General features: G+C 38.0%; 17 protein-coding genes. 9 read left to right on the top strand and 8 right to left on the bottom strand.

Annotation, left to right across the window (positions count from 1 at the left end; all coding sequences use genetic code 11):
• Positions 1-68 precede the first annotated feature (68 nt).
• The 3 genes from BM141_RS06225 (at position 69) to BM141_RS06215 (ending at position 4,127) form a co-directional block, all read left to right on the top strand.
• Positions 69-674 carry a DUF2911 domain-containing protein gene (locus BM141_RS06225; protein ID WP_245764000.1) on the top strand — a complete coding sequence of 202 codons (606 nt, stop codon included), beginning with the start codon at positions 69-71 and terminating at the stop codon, positions 672-674.
• 219 nt (positions 675-893) lie between these two features.
• Positions 894-3,599 carry a cation-transporting P-type ATPase gene (locus BM141_RS06220; protein ID WP_091542021.1) on the top strand — a complete coding sequence of 902 codons (2,706 nt, stop codon included), beginning with the start codon at positions 894-896 and terminating at the stop codon, positions 3,597-3,599.
• Positions 3,600-3,686: 87 nt separating this feature from the next.
• Positions 3,687-4,127 carry a hypothetical protein gene (locus BM141_RS06215; protein WP_091541888.1) on the top strand — a complete coding sequence of 147 codons (441 nt, stop codon included), beginning with the start codon at positions 3,687-3,689 and terminating at the stop codon, positions 4,125-4,127.
• 3 nt (positions 4,128-4,130) lie between these two features.
• On the opposite strand, the gene gloA2 is transcribed toward BM141_RS06215, so the two are convergent.
• Positions 4,131-4,514 carry an SMU1112c/YaeR family gloxylase I-like metalloprotein gene (gene gloA2, locus BM141_RS06210; protein ID WP_091541886.1) on the bottom strand — a complete coding sequence of 128 codons (384 nt, stop codon included), beginning with the start codon at positions 4,512-4,514 and terminating at the stop codon, positions 4,131-4,133.
• A 107-nt stretch (positions 4,515-4,621) separates the two neighbouring features.
• Here gloA2 and BM141_RS06205 point away from each other — a divergent pair, with 107 nt between their 5' ends.
• Both BM141_RS06205 and BM141_RS06200 read left to right on the top strand, forming a co-directional pair.
• Positions 4,622-5,278 carry an SGNH/GDSL hydrolase family protein gene (locus BM141_RS06205; RefSeq protein ID WP_091541882.1) on the top strand — a complete coding sequence of 219 codons (657 nt, stop codon included), beginning with the start codon at positions 4,622-4,624 and terminating at the stop codon, positions 5,276-5,278.
• 12 nt (positions 5,279-5,290) lie between these two features.
• Entirely contained in the window at positions 5,291-5,830 is a 540-nt protein-coding gene (locus BM141_RS06200; RefSeq protein ID WP_091541879.1) for a hypothetical protein, read from the top strand.
• A 119-nt stretch (positions 5,831-5,949) separates the two neighbouring features.
• Here the strand turns inward: BM141_RS06200 and BM141_RS06195 are convergent, their stop codons facing one another.
• Both BM141_RS06195 and BM141_RS06190 read right to left on the bottom strand, forming a co-directional pair.
• On the bottom strand, positions 5,950-6,615 hold the full coding sequence (locus BM141_RS06195; RefSeq protein ID WP_091541875.1) for an SH3 domain-containing protein: 666 nt from the start codon (positions 6,613-6,615) through the stop codon (positions 5,950-5,952).
• Between the two features lie 157 nt (positions 6,616-6,772).
• Complete coding sequence (locus tag BM141_RS06190; protein WP_177217283.1) at positions 6,773-9,505, bottom strand: T9SS type A sorting domain-containing protein; 2,733 nt, start codon at positions 9,503-9,505, stop codon at positions 6,773-6,775.
• Positions 9,506-9,972: 467 nt separating this feature from the next.
• On the opposite strand from BM141_RS06190, the gene BM141_RS06185 reads away from it, so the two are divergent.
• From BM141_RS06185 to BM141_RS06170, 4 genes are read left to right on the top strand one after another with little or no spacing between them, the layout of a single operon-like run.
• Entirely contained in the window at positions 9,973-10,485 is a 513-nt protein-coding gene (locus tag BM141_RS06185; RefSeq protein WP_177217282.1) for a C2 domain-containing protein, read from the top strand.
• 27 nt (positions 10,486-10,512) lie between these two features.
• Positions 10,513-11,799 (top strand): metal-dependent hydrolase family protein, encoded by a 1,287-nt coding sequence (locus BM141_RS06180; protein WP_091541865.1) that lies wholly within the window; start codon positions 10,513-10,515, stop codon positions 11,797-11,799.
• 52 nt (positions 11,800-11,851) lie between these two features.
• Entirely contained in the window at positions 11,852-12,826 is a 975-nt protein-coding gene (locus BM141_RS06175) for a zinc-dependent alcohol dehydrogenase family protein (RefSeq protein WP_091541861.1), read from the top strand.
• Positions 12,827-12,859: 33 nt separating this feature from the next.
• A complete protein-coding gene (locus BM141_RS06170; protein WP_091541858.1) occupies positions 12,860-14,011 on the top strand; it encodes a hypothetical protein in 1,152 nt (383 codons plus the stop codon).
• 29 nt (positions 14,012-14,040) lie between these two features.
• Here BM141_RS06170 and BM141_RS06165 read toward each other — a convergent pair whose 3' ends face one another.
• The 5 genes from BM141_RS06165 to BM141_RS06145 form a co-directional block, all read right to left on the bottom strand.
• On the bottom strand, positions 14,041-14,520 hold the full coding sequence (locus BM141_RS06165; RefSeq protein WP_143090826.1) for a DUF2062 domain-containing protein: 480 nt from the start codon (positions 14,518-14,520) through the stop codon (positions 14,041-14,043).
• 17 nt (positions 14,521-14,537) lie between these two features.
• Positions 14,538-15,107, bottom strand: coding sequence for a MarC family protein (locus BM141_RS06160; RefSeq protein WP_091541853.1), 570 nt, complete (start codon positions 15,105-15,107; stop codon positions 14,538-14,540).
• Positions 15,108-15,112: 5 nt separating this feature from the next.
• The gene (locus BM141_RS06155; RefSeq protein WP_091541850.1) at positions 15,113-15,787 is read right to left on the bottom strand and encodes an acylneuraminate cytidylyltransferase family protein; all 675 of its coding nucleotides are present in this window, start codon (positions 15,785-15,787) and stop codon (positions 15,113-15,115) included.
• 110 nt (positions 15,788-15,897) lie between these two features.
• On the bottom strand, positions 15,898-17,175 hold the full coding sequence (locus BM141_RS06150; RefSeq protein ID WP_091541846.1) for a serine hydrolase domain-containing protein: 1,278 nt from the start codon (positions 17,173-17,175) through the stop codon (positions 15,898-15,900).
• Positions 17,176-17,233: 58 nt separating this feature from the next.
• Positions 17,234-18,205 (bottom strand): OmpA family protein, encoded by a 972-nt coding sequence (locus BM141_RS06145; protein ID WP_091541842.1) that lies wholly within the window; start codon positions 18,203-18,205, stop codon positions 17,234-17,236.
• Between the last annotated feature and the right edge of the window lie 136 nt (positions 18,206-18,341).

Here is an 18,341-nt window from a genome sequence, read left to right as displayed (position 1 = left end):
CCTTAGCAAATTTGTAAATCTGCCAAAGATTTGAATATATTTGTTAATCATACACTTAAAATTAAAAAATGATGAAAAAGATAAGATATTTTGCAATTCAACTTTTTGCGGTGCTAACAGTTTCTTTGTTAAGTTTTGCTTGTGGCTCAAGCGAGCAGGCGGAAAATACTAATACCACAGAAAGTACCTCTATGGCTAATGAAACTCCCAAAGAAGAGGAAGATAAATCCAAGCGTCCAAGCCCACCTGCAAAAGCAGAAGGTAAGGTAGATGATGTAAGTATCGTTATCGACTATAGCCAACCTGCTACCAAAGGGAGAACTATTTTTGGAGATGTTGTACCATACGGAGAAATTTGGCGTACTGGTGCTAATGAAGCTACTACGATTACTTTTGATAAAGACGTGTTGATAGAAGGACAAAAACTCGTAGCTGGTACTTATTCCTTATTTACCATTCCAAATGAAAAAGAATGGACAATCATCTTTAACAAAAACCCAAAACTTTGGGGAGCTTTTGAGTATAAACAAGAAGAAGACGCACTGAGAGTAAACGTAAAGCCTTCAAAAGAAACCGATTTGACAGAAAGATTCACTATCGCAGTAGAAGAAGGAGGAATGATAACCTTGAAATGGGAAAATACGAAAGTAACTTTTAAAGTAACTAAAGCATAATTTTAGATAAAAATACTGTTTGCTATAAATTAGAGTTCTTGCGAAAGTACCTATTTCCCCTCTCAAAGGGAGAGTGGGCAGGGGTGGGGCGATAAAAGAACACTTTTGCAAGAAGTCTATAGTAGAAATTTCATTTTTTTATTGCCAAAAAAAGTGAAATTTCTATGTTTTTTTAATACATCACTTGCTATTTACGCCACCAAAAAACCTTTTCCCCCTATGATACTTCACACTAACACTACTTGGTTCACTATTCCCCAAGAAAAAGTATTAGAATTACTTAATACTTCTTTACAATACGGACTGACCCATGAAGAAGCCCAAAAAAGAATACAAGAGTTTGGGAAAAATGTAGTTATTCAGAAAAAAGCAGTCCACCCTTTTATTTTATTTTTACAACAGTTCAATCAGCCCTTGGTATATATGCTCTTAGGCGCAGTTGTAATTACTGCTTTTCTCAAAGAGTGGAGTGATTCTATTGTGATTTTTGGCGTAGTTCTCGTCAATGCGATTATAGGATATGTACAGGAATCCAAAGCCTTACAAGCTATCGCCTCTTTGGCAAAATCTATGGTAAGCACGGCTAACGTCATAAGAAATGGCGAGCCTCAACTGCTCCCTGCTGAAGAACTTACCTTAGGAGATATAGTAGTGTTACGTGCAGGGGATAGAGTTCCTGCGGACTTGCGACTAATTCAGGTCAGAGAGCTACAGGTAGATGAGTCCGCATTTACTGGGGAATCCATACCAGTCCAAAAGCAAACTGCCCCTCTGCCTGCCCAAACTGTTTTAGCAGAAAGAACAAATATGGCATATTCCTCTACATTAGTTACTTACGGAGCTGCTACAGGAACGGTGGTAGCCATCGGCAATCAAACAGAGGTAGGAAAAATCAACCAACTTATTGCCTCAGCCGATATTTTGGCTACCCCTTTGACCAAGAAAATCACTAAGTTCAGCACTACCTTGTTATACGTGATTTTAGGTTTGTCCTTAGTTACTTTTGCAGTGGGTATTTTAAGAGGTTATGCCTTTATAGATATGTTCATGGCGGTTGTTGCCTTAGCTGTAGGGGCTATCCCGGAGGGACTACCTGCCGCACTTACCATCACGCTGGCAATAGGAGTAGCTAAATTGGCAAAGAAAAATGCTATTATCCGCAAACTTCCCGCTGTCGAAACCTTAGGCAGTACTTCTGTGATATGCTCTGACAAAACAGGAACACTCACTGAAAATCAAATGACTGTTGAGAAAATATTTGCTGACGAGCAGTTTTTTGAAGTAACAGGTGTGGGCTATGAACCCAAAGGAGAAATTACTTCAAATAAAAAAATGATACATCTTAAAGAAAACTTAGCTTTACACGAGTGTTTGCTTTGTGGATTATTATGCAATGAGGCTAAATTAGTAACTGAAGATGGGGTGTGGAAAATAGAAGGCGACCCTACCGAAGGAGCGATGCTTACCTTAGCAGAAAAAGCAGAGCTTTCTAAAACTCAAATGCAATCTCTCTATCCACGCATAGATACGATTCCATTTGAGTCAGAATATCAGTATATGGCTACCCTACATCAGCAAGCCGATGGCTCAAAAATAATTTATCTGAAAGGCTCAGTAGAGAGTATCTTAGCAAGATGCCAACAAAGACTTGATAATAAAGGGGATATAAAAAATTTTGATACCCAACTATATCATCAAAAAGCCAATGCAATGGCAAATAACGGCTTGCGTGTTTTAGCTTTTGCAATGAAGAAAGTTCATCAAAATCAAGAAAGTATTAACCATGAAGACGTTGCGAAGGACTTGATTTTCTTAGGAATGCAAGGTATGATAGACCCGCCAAGACCAGAAACCTACGAAGCCGTAGCTACCTGCCAAAAAGCAGGCATTACTGTAAAAATGATTACAGGCGACCATGCCCTTACTGCCTTAGCCATAGCCCAGAAAATAGGTATTGTAACACCATCGGCAGACAAAGAGGCAGTACTGACAGGTAAAGAAATTTCTCAACTCTCAGATAAAGAGTTAGAGAATAAAGTCAAATATATCAATGTATTTGCCAGAGTCGCTCCAAGTGATAAGTTACGCATAGTCAAAGCCCTGCAAGCTAATGACGCTGTAATTTCCATGACAGGGGATGGAGTAAACGATGCGCCTTCCCTTCGCCAAGCCAATATAGGAATTGCTATGGGCATAACAGGTACAGATGTAGCCAAAGAAACAGCAGATATGATACTTACTGATGATAATTTTGCTACTATCAAGACGGCAGTAGAGGAAGGCAGAGGTGTTTATGACAATTTGATAAAATTTATCACTTGGACACTCCCTACCAATCTGGGAGAGGGTTTTGTCATTATGGCAGCCATCATCCTTGGCGTAGCCCTGCCTATCCTTCCTATCCAAATTCTCTGGATTAATATGACTACAGCTATCCTTTTAGGTCTGATGCTTGCTTTTGAACCCAAAGAAAAGAAGATTATGCAAAGAAAACCTCGAAAACCAAATGAGCCAATTCTATCTAAACAGCTGATTGTCAAGATTGTTGTTGTGGGTATATTTCTTTGTGTGAGTTCTTTTTGGTTGTATCACCATGCCTTACAAGACGGTGTAAACGAGGATACTGCCAGAACCTTAGCAGTGAATATCTTTGTTTTTGGAGAGATGTTTTATCTGTTTAACTGTCGTTCTTTGAAAGACTCCGTTTTTAAAGTAGGCTTCTTTTCTAACCGTTTCTTGTTATTAGGAGTAATTTTAATGATATTTCTACAATTAGCGTTTACTTATCTTCCGATAATGAATCAAATTTTTCACTCTGCCCCTATTTCTCTTGTGCATTGGGGACACATCATCGGGGCAAGTTTTCTTATCTTCATTATTGTTGAGATAGAGAAAATGTTGGAGATAGACCGTAAAGTCAAATAAAATTTATCCATCGGCTTACAAAGCTGTTATTTTTTAATTTTTATGTAACTTTGTTAGAATAGCAACGCAAAAAGAATAAGTAATCTTATGCCTCTACCGATAGGATTTTATCAAAATAATCACGAAGCTCACCCTGCCAAAGAAATTTGGGAACTTTTAATTGAGAAAAATCAAGGTGATGACCTGATTTTTCAATTGCATACTTTCTCAGAAAATCCCACAGGATACAGTGAAAGTTGGTGCGAGGGGAATATAGAAATTAGGTATGACTTCTTATTTTTCAAAGAAAAAATAGGCTTTCATTGGGCATGGAAAGACCAAGACAATCAATACCACTTAGTAGAAATCAAAGACGGTTTCAAGGCGACTTATAGCCACCAAACGCAAGAATTGTGCATAGGAAATGCGAATTTATTTATTTTGGAAGTCTTTGATTTGGAATTTATTAGGGAAAAATTTGCTGATGTAAAACAGCAACTTAATGAACTGTTGGTGATGAAAAATCTATACCCTACTGAGTTTTGGTAAGGATTATTTTTCGTATAGTTCCAAAGGCAAACCGTCAGGGTCAGCAAAAAAAGTAAACCTTTTCCCAGTCAGCTCATCAATCCTAATAGGCTCTGTTACAATATCTTTGTTATTAAGTATTTCAATTACATTTTCTAAATTTTCTACTTCAAAAGCCAAATGCCTAAGTCCTCTCGCCTCAGGTTGCGAAACCCGCAAAGGAGGATTAGGAAATGAGAATAATTCTATCTGATAGTTTTCTCCCAAAGCTAAATCTAACTTATAGGATTGCCTATCAGCACGATATGTTTCGTTGATAATAGTCAGCCCTAAGATTTCTGTATAAAAGTGCTTAGACTTCACATAATTTGAGCAAATAATAGCAACGTGATGAATGCGGTTAAGCATCGGCGTAAAAGTTAAAAATAAAATGTGTTCAGTATTAAATATTCAGAAAGTAATAATTTGTATAATTGCAAATCTACTTTTATTTTTATTTGTATTGCTTAAATACTATGAAAACATTTAATCCACTGATTTTCTTGTTTTTCAATCTTTTATTTCTTACCGCACTCGCTCAGAACTCTTTTGAGGGAGAGATTCGGGCTTTTGAAAAACAAGACAGTATTAGCAAACCAGCCACAGGACAGATTTTGCTTTACGGAAGTTCCAGTTTTCGTCTTTGGGACAATTGGAAAGAAGATTTGGCAGGTTATCCTGTTCTCAATCGCGGCTTTGGAGGTTCTCAGCTTAGTGATGCTATTTATTTTTTTGATAGAATGGTGGTTCCCTATCAGCCAAAAACTATTTTGCTTTACGAAGGGGACAACGACCTCGCCGCAGGCAAATCCCCAGAACAAGTCTTTGTAGATTTTAAGGTTTTTGCCCAAAAGGTAAAAGCACAATTACCTCAAACCAAGTTGTATTTTGTTGCTATCAAACCCAGTCCTAAGCGTATAAACTTGCTTGAGCAACAGAAAAAAGCTAACCAACTTATCAAAACATATTGCCAACAGAACCGCTCTTTTCTTGGTTTTATAGACATTTTTACTCCTATGTTAAAAAATCGTGGCGTTCCTATCATGGAGCATTTCAAAGCAGATAGCCTGCACCTCAACCAAAAAGGCTATGATATATGGAAAAAAGAAATCAAAAAATACTTGAAAAAATAAAACAACGCTAAGATGAATAATTACAGCATTTCTATTGTACCTTTGGTAGAAAACTATCCTAATCATGCAGCAAAAGCCCAAGAGATAGTGAACTGGCTCTCAGAAATCAAAGCAATAAAAAAAGAGAAAAGTATATGCACCTTAGACAAGGAGGGCTACGCCATAGACGAAGGAGCAGAAAAGTTGGTAGAGTTTCCTGAGGAATTACCCTTTGGCTTGCAAGTATGTGGATTAGAAGTTATTACACAAAGTCATATTTTCACCTCAGGGGAGAGAGAGTTGGAAACAGTATTATGCCCATCTTGTAAAAAAGAAATGAGAGAATATTTTGAAAATCAAGTGCATTTGTGGGAATCCACCAACAATTTTATTATCCAATGCCCTCATTGCCAAGCTAAGCACCCTATTCATGCTTTCCACTGCGAGCCAATTTGGGGGTTCTCCAACTTAGGTTTTAAGTTTTGGAACTGGACGGATTTTACCTACCAATTTATCGAGGACTTCGAGCAACGCTTGGGCTGCGAGGTGAGAGTGGTTTATGAGCATACTTGATTTACTTTTGTAAATCACTGCTATTTCTCACCTCTGCTTGAAAGTAATGATAGTGTGAACTTTTATTTTTGGCTTCACCACTATATAAGGCATCTTCTAGTAATACTATTTAATATCAACTAATTTTTGATGCTAATATTTTCTATATAAGGAACTTCTATTCGCACTGCACTAAGTCTTCCCTCGCCTGCCCACGTATTTATAAGCTTTACTTTCCATTGAATCAAAAAGGTTTTTCCTTTAAACTTTGGATTAGTCAGGTCTCCATCTTCTTTTTCCATTTCTAAAGCTAAATCATAATCATCTATGCGATTGATGCCCTCAGAGTAGCCAAAGTCCCATTCTCCATTTCCTTTTAATCCAAAGGAATTTCGTTTCCAGCCGCTGTCTTTCTTAACATCTGTACTTTGAAAATTCAAGTGGAAAAAATCATCTATGTATGCTTTTTCATATTTTGCCTCTAAAACTTGCACATTATCATTCAAATTAAGATTGGTAAACGCTCCAAAGACCCAGGCAGTATGACCATTTTTTAGCTTTACCTGATACCAGTAATCCGTTTCTCTGTCAATCGTTTCAAAAAAAGCTGTTCTCCCAATTACTTCTAACTGCTCCCCCCTTTCTAATTCTGTGATAATTTTTGACTCGTGATTTGATGTAACATAAGCATTGACTTTATCAAAGTTTACTATCAAGTAGGTAGCCTCTTTCTTGGGACGCAGCCCTAACAAGAAAAGTACATATAAAGCAACTATGATTAGAAGACTTTGGATTGATTTTCTCATTGTGGTAAATTTTATACTTAACTGTCAGTTTAAAAATGAAATATTTTAACATCATAACTATAACGGTTTACCATTCTAAATATTGCGTGGAAATATCTATTATATGAAAAAAATTACCACTTTATTTCAAAAAAAATTGAAAATATGTTACTTTCTGTCAATACATTACTACCTTCTTTTTAGCTATGTTTTTACTATCTTTCACCTCTACTATGTAAGCCCCTGTATGAGCAATATTTATGGGAATAGAAAAAGTTTGCACTAAATCATTGTTTTGCATAGGAACTTTTAGGCAGTGTACTTCCACTCCAAGCATGTTATATACAGTGATTTGCAAATCATCTGCTGTTTTTTGTCGTACTTTTACTTGCAAGACTTTATCGTCAGAATGGTAAAATACTTCCATAAAATCTAACTCTAAATCTTCTATCTTTATAGGAATAATTTTAGAGTAAGTTTCCTTTCCGTCCAAGTCCACCTGACGAAGTCTATAATAAAAAGTACCTCTGTAAGGAAGTCTGTCTAAATAACTATATCTATGCCCGTTTACAGTATTACCTTTGCTTTGTATAAAATCTATCTCTGTAAAATTGCGACCGTCTATGCTTCTTTCTATGAAAAAACCTTTGTTATCCTGTTCTCTGGCAGTAGTCCATTCTAACCTTGCCAACTGCCCCTCTACTAAGCGTCCTGTAAAAGAAGACAATTCAATAGGAAGTATAATAATACTACAACTGAAATCGTCTTCTCCTTCCTGAGGTGTCCCACACTGGTTAGTAACAATTCTTACTCTAAAACCAACAGTAGGTACAGTTGCTCCTGTATTTAGTCCATCATTGCCTACATCTAAGCGATAGACAAGCCTAATTCTACCTTTTCCCATAGGAGGAGCGGGCGTATTGGCGTTGTTGTCCCTTGATAATTGTATGAAACTATATTGAGAAGGATTATCAGGGGTCATAGTTACTACAAACTCACTTGGGTCTGCAAACTTTGCCGTACTGTAAAGTGCTTCAATCGTGATTTCTCCAAAGTCATTTACAATACATGCACCCCCACTTCCTCCCAGAGAAGAAATAATGTCAAACAAAGATTTATCGTTGATGTGTACGGTATTTAGCTTCTCATCAGCTACATACCACCATGTATTCATAGTTTCGAGATTATAGCCCATAGGATGGCTATTTTTTCCTCTTCTTACCCATCTATGACAACCTTCACCTGCGGCAAGCAGGTTAGGGTCACATCCTATAAGATTAGTAACTCCTGCTGTACCGGGAGGGAATGTACCAGGTCCGAGTACAAAGGGAGGAGCGGATTCTACAAAGGTATAACCTGAATTATTGGGGGCAGCTCCTCCAAAATTAGCTTGTACATTGGTATCGTCCCAATACATTTTAGGCAATGAAATAGGATTACCACAGGCATTGACATTAGGTCTAACTAAACTTACCCTAAATCCCTTATTATGATTTTCTACGTCATTGATAGGTAAGTTAGTCAGGCCAGCCCTAAATGCCACTAATATAGCTATATTTTCTCCATCTGCCACTTCATTTCCAAGTGCGTCTAAACCATCCCAAGAAACACAAGTAGTGCCATTTATCAATATTTGTTGAGATAGCAATACATCTCTACTTGATGGGTTGTCTATAGTGCTTGTATATACACCGTCAGACCCAGGCATATTAGTAGTATTGTTCCACAAGTCAATCAATACATCTACTGCTCCTGTGGCTTGGGCTGTAATATTGATACAGTAAGCAGTAGCATTATTATTTCCATCTAAGGCACACTGTTTTACAGAAATACCTTGTAAACAACCCACTTGCCCATTAGGGAATTCTGATGGGTCTGGATTCTGAAGAAAAATCCTATATGGAGGCGGAGTAGTAGGTAAGTCTGTAGGAAGTCCATATTGAGAACGCTTACTTAAAATAAAATCTGGATTGGTATTTACCCCATCTCTAGTACATATTACAGAAAAGCCAAAAGGGTCCATACCATTGAAGTCTAACTCTGTTACTACGGCATCTGAGGTAATGGGGTTGTTATCTTCTGCATAAACGTACATCTTCGCAGCAAATAAATTATTAGTAACAGCAGGGTCGGGCATACCCATAGTAGTCCCATTATTCCCTGTTTGCAAACCAGAGTCATTGATGTAATTACTTCCTGTACTTAATCGCCAAGCCCTTGACCAAAGTCTTCCATTTATTGCAGTAGTAGCCCCACTTCCTGTGTCGTTGACGCTTGTTACCGCACCAGTAACAGAAGAAACTATCATATTGTACCTACCCACTGAGGCAGCTATAGACAAATCAAAAAGTTGTAGAGAGGTCTTCCGACTTGCATAAGTCAAGGTATTAACATTGAAAAGCACAAACTCTATGTAGTAATCCCCAACTACATCAGGCGTATAGGCAAACGCATTATATCCCGTCAGCCCCACTAATTGGGCGGGACCTGCTACTGCTCTATTATAAGCCCCTATGGTGGCACCGCCTATATATCCTACTCCAGTTGTAGGTACGGTAGTTTCAGGGACTAATACTGTTCCATCAGGTCTTCTTATTCTAAACCTCAATTCAAACTCGGTAGAGGCGGTAAAATTCTCATTATGAGTAGCAATATCCCCAGAGTTATTTCCCATGGGTGAGTTTTCTATTTTGTATCTACCAAAACCAAGATAAATTCGTTCGTTAGTATTAGCAATACGAAACCTAAGAGTATTATTGTCTGGAGAAGGGTCTAAAGAAAAATAAGAAGCAAAGTTGTTTTCTGGTGCAGAAGTACGCATTACTACGATATGTCCATTGTCATTGTAGTTAGGACGCAGCTGCTTAGTGCCTTCTGCATAGCATAGTAAATAAAATAGTGAAAAAGCCACTGTCAACAGCGACTTTAATTTGAAAAGATTAGTGCCAAAACATATTTTATTCTTTAAATTTAACATAGCTTTATACGGCTTGAAGCCAAAAATATTACAATAAGGATAAATGTGTATTGTATGTGTAAAATCGCATCTTCCTCATGTAAAAGGATTCTTCACAAATTTATAAAAAAAGTAAGATTTGTCCTAATTTTATTGCAAAAACATTGCCTAAATATCAAATAAACAAGATTTTTTATTATTTTTTCTTTGAATAATACAATTTTCAAAATAAAATTTTTGTGTAATAAAAATACCTGCTTTGAGGTATTTTAAATTAGTAATACAGTAAACTTCACTTATAATTTACAATTGTTTGATTATGAAAAGAAACGCAAAACGGGGGAATAATAATATCGGTCTTATTTGAAAAAATCTTGCCAATTCACTTACTTTTGTAAAAATTAATGCTAATAAATATCAATATGAACTATAAAAACTCTTTCATAATATTGCTTTTTGCCTTGTTATCAAGCCTTTCTGCTTGCGAATTGACAAAAAATGTTAGCAAACCGCCTCCCGGTGTTACCAGATTGAAGGTAAATGTTACCTATATAGAAGTCATGGACAAAAACAAAGACAACGAGCGTTGGGACGTTGGGCTTTCTGACGAAGATATGGCACCTGACCTGTACTACACTGTTTCCATCGATAGAGAGCAGCGGTATAAATCCTCGATAAGTAAAAATAAATACATCACTCAATGGCTGGAGAAGTCTGATTTTATAGACGTTCCCAAAGGAAGTAAGATAGTGTTTACCTTTTATGATGATGATTTTTCTATGGTTAGAACAGGCGTTTTGAGCAATCCTGATGATTTCGTGGGGGTTTTAGAACTTAATCTTGAGCAACTTATCAAAGCCTCACAAGAAGGCAAAGAGTTTAAATTTGATAGAGTGCAAAAGTGTAGAATCGCTATCTCCAACATGATGCAATAGAATCACTAATGACTGTAATGATTCTTTATGAGAAAAAGAGAAATAGGTATCTTTATATTTATCAGCATACTTTTGTTTGTAGCAAAAGCAAAATCACAAACTATTGAGAAAGAAAATATTTATGTCTTAAAACCTACAAGGATTTTTGATGGAGAAAATCTTTTAGAAGACCACTGGGTAATGGTAAAAGGAGAGAAAATAGAGGCGGTGAAGAAAGCCTCTGAGATAAGTATTCCCAAAAATGCGATAATCATTGATTTACCTAACCAAACATTGCTCCCCGGATTGATAGAAGGACACTCACATTTACTTTTGCACCCTTACAACGAAACCTCTTGGGACGAGCAAGTACTCAAAGAATCCTCTGCCTTGCGGGTAATTCGTGCTGTCAATCACGCCAAAGCCACTTTATTGGCGGGTTTTACTACCGTCAGAGATTTAGGCACAGAAGGAGCAGGCTATGACGATGTGGGAATTAAAACAGCTATTAATCAAGGACTGATTTTATGTCCCAGAATGATAGTAGCTACTCGTGCCATAGTCGCTACGGGAAGCTATGCTCCCAAAGGATTTGCTCCTCAGGTAGAAGTCCCTCAAGGAGCAGAAGAAGCCGACGGAGTAGATAATTTGATAAAAGTCGTAAGAACCCAAATAGGGAAAGGAGCAGATTTGATAAAAGTCTATGCCGATTATCGCTGGGGCTTATTTGGCGAGGCTCGTCCTACCTTTTCCATAGAAGAATTAAAACTCATCGTAGAAACTGCCAAAAGTAGTGGCAGACCTACAGTAGCCCATGCAAGTACCGCAGAGGCAATACGAAGATGTGTATTAGCAGGGGTGGAAACCATAGAGCATGGGGACGGAGGAACGCCAGAAGTTTTCCAACTCATGGCAGAGAAAGGAGTAGCTCTCTGCCCTACCCTTGCCGCAGGTGATGCTATTTTGCAATACAGAGGTTGGCGAAAAGGAATAGAGCCAGACCCGCAACGCATAGTGCAAAAAAAGCTATCTTTTAAACAGGCTTTGGAAGCGGGAGTAAAAATATGTTTTGGTGGAGATGTAGGTGTGTTTACGCATGGAGATAATGCCAGAGAATTAGAAATGATGGTGGAGTATGGTATGAAACCTGTAGATGCTTTGAAATCAGCTACTTCTGTCAATGCTGATATTTTTCACTACGCCAATCAAATAGGTAGAGTAAAAGCTGGGCTATTGGCAGATTTGATTGCAGTCGAGGGAAATCCTTTACAAAACATCAAAGATATTAGAAAAGTGAAACTGGTGATGAAAGGGGGAGAAATCGTTAAACAATAGCAAATATAGCTAAGATTAAATTTTTTAAAACACTGATTACCAAAAATAACACATGAAAAAACTTATTTTCAACGCCACAGGCAAACCTGAGAATGTACTTTCTTTGACCGATTCAGCTATTCCTATGCCACAAGCAGGAGAAGTCCTTGTCAAAGTAAAAGCAAGCCCTATTAATCCTTCTGATATTGCTTTTGTAGAAGGAGTGTACGGTATTCGCCCACAGCTACCCTCGGGAGTGGGGTTTGAGGGAGCGGGCATCATTGAGTCCGCTGGTGAAGGAGTAGATTTGCCAATAGGCACAAAAGTCAGTTTTACCACTGTGGGGGCGTGGAGTGAGTATGCTATTGTTTCCGTCAAGTCTTTGATTCCTCTGCCATCTACTATGCCTTTTGACGTTGGCAGTCAGGTATTTGTAAATCCATTTACCGCTTGGGCTATGGTGCATGAGTCTGGCTTGAGAGCAGGAGAGTGGTTGCTACTCACCGCAGGAGGCTCTACTTTTTCCCAATTAGTGATTCAAATAGCTACCAAAAAAGGTATTAGAACCATTTGCACTGTCCGCAGAAATGAGCAAATAGAGCAATTAAAAGCATTAGGGGCTGCTGAGGTCATTAATACAGAAGAAGTAAACTTGATAAAAAAAGTTCGCGAACTTACTGATAAAAAAGGAGTTGCCTATTGCTTTGATGCGGTAGGGGGTGATATAGCAGGTTTAGCTTTGCAGTGCCTCGCTTACAAGGGAACACTGCTTACTTACGGCATGTTGAGCCAAAAAGAAACACCTGTAAACAACGGCTTAATGATTTTCAAAAATCTCCATTTACGCGGTTTTTGGCTAAGTTCTTGGCTACAAGAGATAAGTAAAGAAGTGAGGCAACAAGCGGCAGGTGAAGTAATAGGAATGTTGGACAAAGGGGAACTCAAAGTAAAAATAGACAAAAAATATGCTCTTGCAGACTTCAAAGAAGCAATCACTCATGCACAAACAGAAGGAAGAACAGGAAAAATATTGCTAATAAATGAATAAGACTATTTCATTTCACCTAAAACCTCAATTATAATGAAAGACAGCAAAGAAAAGCAAGTACATATCCTTGTTGGCTGTGCTGATGCACGCGACCTCAGCCAAGTACAGATAGACAGTTTTAATGAAACAATCAAAGTCTTCGAGGCAAAAGGAATCCAAGTAGAAATGCGTGTTATTAGAACGGCAGGCTCTTTCATTACGCCTGATGTAATTAGCGATATTAAACGAATCATAGACGAAACTCAAAGGGATTCAGATTTTAAACATATTAGCTACTATGTTCATATTCAGACGCATGGACATTTGGAGGGCAAAGGAGATAAAGCCTACGTTAGCCACATACACGACCTCAAAGTAGTTCCCGACTCTCCTCTCAACTGTGGTATGCTAAGAGCCTCCAGCGTAGGTATTGAGATAGAGGAGTTTATCATTACAGCACAACCCGAGGTAAATATCAAAGGAGAGATAGTTAAAATTTCCTCAGAAAAAGAAATACGCCAACTATTAGCAGGAGTGTATGGCTATGATGGTTACTTAGCAGGGGATTGGATTCGCGGCATAGACTACTTACGTACCCATCCTCGCACCCAGCGAACTCATTTGGAAAGAATAATCAAAACAGACAGCGATTTCAAAAACTTAGCTATTCAAATCACCGCAGGTATCCAAGACTATGCTTCTCACTCACTTATTCGCGTAGATGGGGGCGAGCCAGAAGTGCCTTATTGGGATTCGGTGCAGATGCTTATCCGCAAGAAAGTAAAGGAAGTAGAAAGTAGCTCGCTGGCTTCACAATCAGCTAAGCAAGCACCCTTAGCAGGCTTGATATGTATGCCAGACCCTAAAACATCGCGTAGGTCTTTGGCGGCTAAGTACTATCAAAAACTCAAAGGTCTAACTTATACAGACGAGTATTTGCCTAACACCTTGTTTAATATGACAGGTAGTGGATTTGATATACCCTTGACACCTTTCGGACCCTATGTAATTGCTGGCTTTTTTTACAGCGTAAAGCATTTAAAACTCACCGACCAAATGGTCATGGGCTATGACCAAGCTCAAACGAATCGTATTTTGCAAAAAATTGATAATGACCCAATCATGAATCTAATCGTAAAGAAATTTGAGGTAAATTTGATTGCTATTAATCATAAAGACCTGATTACTACCAATTTTACATCTTAAATTGCAGGTGAGTAGTTTTCTTCTGCAATTTAAAAAGTACTCTTGCCACTCTTATCTTTTATATATTTTTTAAAAATATTGTAAAAGAAAACGTACAATAAAAAACTTAAAGGAATTGCAAAAATAGCCCAAACAAATACGGCTTCTATGAGCAGCCAGCCCAAAGTAGAAAAAGCCTGCCAAAAACCTTCTTGGAAAAGTGCTTGGACTTGCGAAATAGAAGAAAAGGGATTTTCTGTACTAAAAAGCCATGAGGCAAGTCGGAAGTAGGGTATTAGCAAAAGCAACTGCAAGGGATAGACGACGTAATTGACCAACTGGATTGCGGCTATATTCAAGCGGAATAAAAAAGCAGGAATAAAGCAAAGTAAGGTAGTAAGACCAATGATAGGGAAAATACCCATTACAAAGCCCAATGCTACCGACCAAGCCAAAGTAGTGGGGGTTGTGCCTTGTTTGAGAAAAGAAAGAAGCGGATAAATCAACTTCTCTCTTAGCCAGTGTTGCATGAGTATTAGTTTTTCTTTTATAAACCCCAATTGCTTTTAAAAAGTTTGACAGCTATCGCTAATAATATGACACCAAATACCCGCCTGAGTACATCTGTTCCTGACTTACCTAATTTTCGCTCTATCCAATCGGAGTTTCTCAGTACCCAATAGACCAAAAGCAAGTTCAAAATAATGCCTACAATGATGTTTGCTACGGTGTATTCCGCTCTTAATGAGATAATCGTGGTCATGGTTCCCGCTCCTGCTATCAAAGGGAAAGCGATAGGCACTATGGAAGTAGAGCTTGGGGTTACGTCTTCATTTTTGAATATGTGAATCCCTAAAATCATTTCCGCTCCTATGATGAAAATGATAAAGGAACCAGCAATAGCAAAAGAAGCTACATCTAAACCCAACAAATTGAGAATAGCTTTCCCAAAAAATAAAAAGGAAATCATCAGCACTGCGGCAGCTATAGTAGCGGTTTCTGCCTCGATTTTTCCTGCTCTTTTTTTCAAAGAAATAATGACAGGAATAGAGCCAACAATGTCTATGACAGAAAAAAGTATAAGCGATACAGAAATAATTTGTTGAAAATCAAACATTTGACTTAGTTGTTTTGCTTCAAAATTTTGTGTGCCAACTCTGCAATCAAAAAATCTATTTCCTCATCTATGTCGATAGCTTCTCTCCTATCTATCTCAAAAAGATATGGGCGATTGCCTATGCGGTTATGTCTTTCCTTCAAAATTTGCTTGGTAAAAATATATAAGCAAGAGTTTTCCTCATAAATAGGAGGTAAATCTTGGGTACGGAGCAGGATATTTGGATTGTGGTTTACTGCCCTTGCTAATCCGTCCCAAAGTCTTGTTTGCAAACGAGTTACACTGAACAAGGAATCATAAATAGGATAATTTTTTAAGAAAAAATCTATTGCCTCTTGAACAGTTTCTGCACTAAGTAAGGGATTGGTACTATGTGTTTGCAAGTAAAAATCAGATTCTATTTGCCCTACAATGTTGAGCAGTACATCGTTCATCGGAATATTGCCGTCTCTGAGATGCACAGGTCTTTCCAATACAATGACTTTGGACAAATTTGCCTTTGCATAGTCCATAATAGTCGGGCTGTCCGTATCTATGACTACTTGCGTGATGGATGGGCAGTTAAGCAGAGTTTCTGTGATATAGTGAAACAAGGGTTTGCCGTTGAAAGAGCGATAATTTTTTCCTTTTACTCTTTCGCTACTGTGCCGCATTGGCACGATGGCTGTGATTGTTTTCATTGATTTTTAATGAGTTACATTCTACTAAACAGCTCTGTCAGGTTTTAAAAAGCTGACAGAGCTAAAATTTGGTGCAAAGTTAAAAGGAAAAATGACAAAGGAAAAATTCCTCAATCCAATGCTTGATAAATCATGGCTTTGAACTGATTTTCTATGCCCCAGCCTTTGGTAGGGAAAACTTGGAAAAGTACTACGCCGACTAAGTCTTCTTTGGGGTCTATCCAGTAGTGCGTGTAGTACATTCCGCCCCATTCAAAAGCCCCCACAGAACTTGGGATTTTGGCATGACCTTTTTCACTGACTATCTCAAACCCAAGCCCAAACTTATTGCCTCTATCCCAGACTTCCAAATTGCCTATTTGATTGGTTGTCATCAGTTCTACTGTTTTCCGCCCTAAGATTCTTTTGTTATTAAAAGTGCCTCCATTAAGCAACATTTGGCAGAGTTTGGCATAATCCATAGCTGTAGAAGAAAGCCCCGCTCCACCAGAGAAATAGGTTTTTGCCCCTGAAATAGGGTATTCTGTCCAGTGAGAAGTTGGTTTGCGGGTGATGCCTTCTTTTTCACCAACCTCTTCATAAACAGCTACTAAGCGGTCGTATTTGCTCTCAGGAAGAAAGAAATAGGTGTCAGTCATACCCAAAGGTTCAAAAATGCGTTCTTGGAAAAATTGGGCCAAGGTCTTCCCTGAGATTACCTCTACCAAGTAACCTAAAATATCCGTATTTAATCCATAAGTGAACTGCTCACCTGGTTCGTGCAAGATGGGTAGTTTGGCTAATTTAGGGATAACCTCTGACAATTTGATATTTTCAGTAGAGTAAAAGCGGGGAATCTTGTTTTTGGCATAGACTTCATTTTCGTAGGGAATCCCTGCGGTATGAGTAAGTAAGTGCCTGATAGTAATTTCTTTACTGGCAGATTTGGCAGCGTAGGAACTATCTTTTTTGTTCACCTCCACCAGTATTTTAGGATTTTTAAACTCAGGAATAAACTTAGAAATGGGGTCGTCAAGCATGAATTTCCCTTCTTCGTAAAGCATCATTATAGCTACGCTTGTAACCGCCTTGCTCATGGACATAATGCGAAAAATATTATCCGTTTTCATTGGTTTGTTATTTTCTATGTCATTCATGCCTAAGGCTTTGTGATAAACAATCTGCCCCTTACGAGCTATGAGGGCTACCGCTCCAGCTATTTTCTTGTTGGCTATTTTCTGTAATAGCATCGCTTCTGCTTTTTGGAGCTGGGCTGAGGAAACTCCCACGCTCTCAGGTGATTTAGCAAGGATAAGCTGCTGAGGCTTAGTGCTTGATTGGGCATGGGATTCTCCTAACAGGAGTAAAGAAAAAATCCATGTAGCTAAAAATAGAAGTTGCTTTCTCATTGACTTACTGTTTTAAAAAATGCAAAGACGAATATAAAACATAATCTTTGCAAAGCAACTATTTTATCTCGAACTCGACCCGCCTATTGCGTTTTTTATTTTCTTCTGAATTGTTGGGAAGAATGGGGAACATACTGCCATAACCTTCTGCACTTAAGCGGCTTGCTTCTATACCTTTGTCTATCAAAAAGTTCATCACTACCATTGCCCTGAGTTTGGAAAGGTGCTTGTTGCTGTGTTCTTTGCCCACATTATCCGTATGTCCACTAATTTTGATTTTTATAGAGGGGTTTTCATTTAAAAAGCTAACGATTTCAAGTAAGGTTTTACTTGAATTTTCAATCATATTGGTAGAGCTTTGCAGGAAATAAACATTTTCTAAGATAATTTTTTTTCCTGTAACTGATTTATTTTCCTTGATTTCTGCTTTTAATCCTTCCATGCTTAGATAGCCAAAGGGGACGTAGGCAGTAGTACTAATAGGTGTTTTTTTTTCCTCAGTCAATAAGGACTCCTCTGTAATACTTTCCTCTTTAGCCATTTCTTCTTTTGCTTTTGCAATATCAGGTTTAGATGTACGCTTGGGTGTAGGAAGTGAGGTAACTTTTTTAGGACGGATAAGTTCCATCGTGCCAGGGGAGCAGGTTTGCTTAGCAGTCCAAGGACCTGAGAGGGATTCTCTGACAGAGTTATATTTTAGGGTATAGTCTTTGATGCACCAATATGCGTTACTCCTTATCGATTGCTCAATTACTTTAATCTCTTGTATTACAACACCTTGTGAGGTAGCTTTTCCTTTCAGGCTAATGACTGCGTACTCTTTGGTATCTTCTATGCGGATAAGCGATGTACCCGTAAGGTTTCCATTTTTGTCTTGATTAAGAATGATGGAAAACTCATAAATATCATTTATCCCTCCTGCGTTTTGGTGCAAAATACCTATCCATGCCCCACTAAAATCAATCTTCTGAGAAAGCACGGGTTTACACATCAAGAGCAGAAAAACAATAGATAAAAAACTATGACGCATTATTTTTCAATATAAAAAGCTACTTACCATCACTCATAAATTTTGCCAAAGTCTTTGCCATATAAAATCAAAAAATAATTTGTTGATTATTTTTGCAAAAACTTTCAAATGTATTATTTTAGTGAAATTTTTGGAT

Origin of the sequence: Thermoflexibacter ruber (assembly GCF_900113045.1) — a bacterium.
Lineage (GTDB): Bacteria > Bacteroidota > Bacteroidia > Cytophagales > Thermoflexibacteraceae > Thermoflexibacter > Thermoflexibacter ruber.
This window is presented reverse-complemented; position numbering and strand designations above follow the sequence as displayed.

What these genes read in the sequence shown, in the direction of transcription:
- BM141_RS06175 (WP_091541861.1), top strand. Translation starts at nt 11,852, where the DNA reads ATGAAAAAACTTATTTTCAACGCCACAGGCAAACCTGAGAATGTACTT.
- BM141_RS06165 (WP_143090826.1), bottom strand. Translation starts at nt 14,520, where the DNA reads ATGCAACACTGGCTAAGAGAGAAGTTGATTTATCCGCTTCTTTCTTTT.
- gloA2 (WP_091541886.1), bottom strand. Translation starts at nt 4,514, where the DNA reads ATGCTTAACCGCATTCATCACGTTGCTATTATTTGCTCAAATTATGTG.
- BM141_RS06185 (WP_177217282.1), top strand. Translation starts at nt 9,973, where the DNA reads ATGAACTATAAAAACTCTTTCATAATATTGCTTTTTGCCTTGTTATCA.
- BM141_RS06195 (WP_091541875.1), bottom strand. Translation starts at nt 6,615, where the DNA reads ATGAGAAAATCAATCCAAAGTCTTCTAATCATAGTTGCTTTATATGTA.
- BM141_RS06205 (WP_091541882.1), top strand. Translation starts at nt 4,622, where the DNA reads ATGAAAACATTTAATCCACTGATTTTCTTGTTTTTCAATCTTTTATTT.
- BM141_RS06220 (WP_091542021.1), top strand. Translation starts at nt 894, where the DNA reads ATGATACTTCACACTAACACTACTTGGTTCACTATTCCCCAAGAAAAA.
- BM141_RS06145 (WP_091541842.1), bottom strand. Translation starts at nt 18,205, where the DNA reads ATGCGTCATAGTTTTTTATCTATTGTTTTTCTGCTCTTGATGTGTAAA.
- BM141_RS06160 (WP_091541853.1), bottom strand. Translation starts at nt 15,107, where the DNA reads ATGTTTGATTTTCAACAAATTATTTCTGTATCGCTTATACTTTTTTCT.
- BM141_RS06225 (WP_245764000.1), top strand. Translation starts at nt 69, where the DNA reads ATGATGAAAAAGATAAGATATTTTGCAATTCAACTTTTTGCGGTGCTA.
- BM141_RS06200 (WP_091541879.1), top strand. Translation starts at nt 5,291, where the DNA reads ATGAATAATTACAGCATTTCTATTGTACCTTTGGTAGAAAACTATCCT.
- BM141_RS06150 (WP_091541846.1), bottom strand. Translation starts at nt 17,175, where the DNA reads ATGAGAAAGCAACTTCTATTTTTAGCTACATGGATTTTTTCTTTACTC.
- BM141_RS06215 (WP_091541888.1), top strand. Translation starts at nt 3,687, where the DNA reads ATGCCTCTACCGATAGGATTTTATCAAAATAATCACGAAGCTCACCCT.
- BM141_RS06180 (WP_091541865.1), top strand. Translation starts at nt 10,513, where the DNA reads ATGAGAAAAAGAGAAATAGGTATCTTTATATTTATCAGCATACTTTTG.
- BM141_RS06155 (WP_091541850.1), bottom strand. Translation starts at nt 15,787, where the DNA reads ATGAAAACAATCACAGCCATCGTGCCAATGCGGCACAGTAGCGAAAGA.
- BM141_RS06170 (WP_091541858.1), top strand. Translation starts at nt 12,860, where the DNA reads ATGAAAGACAGCAAAGAAAAGCAAGTACATATCCTTGTTGGCTGTGCT.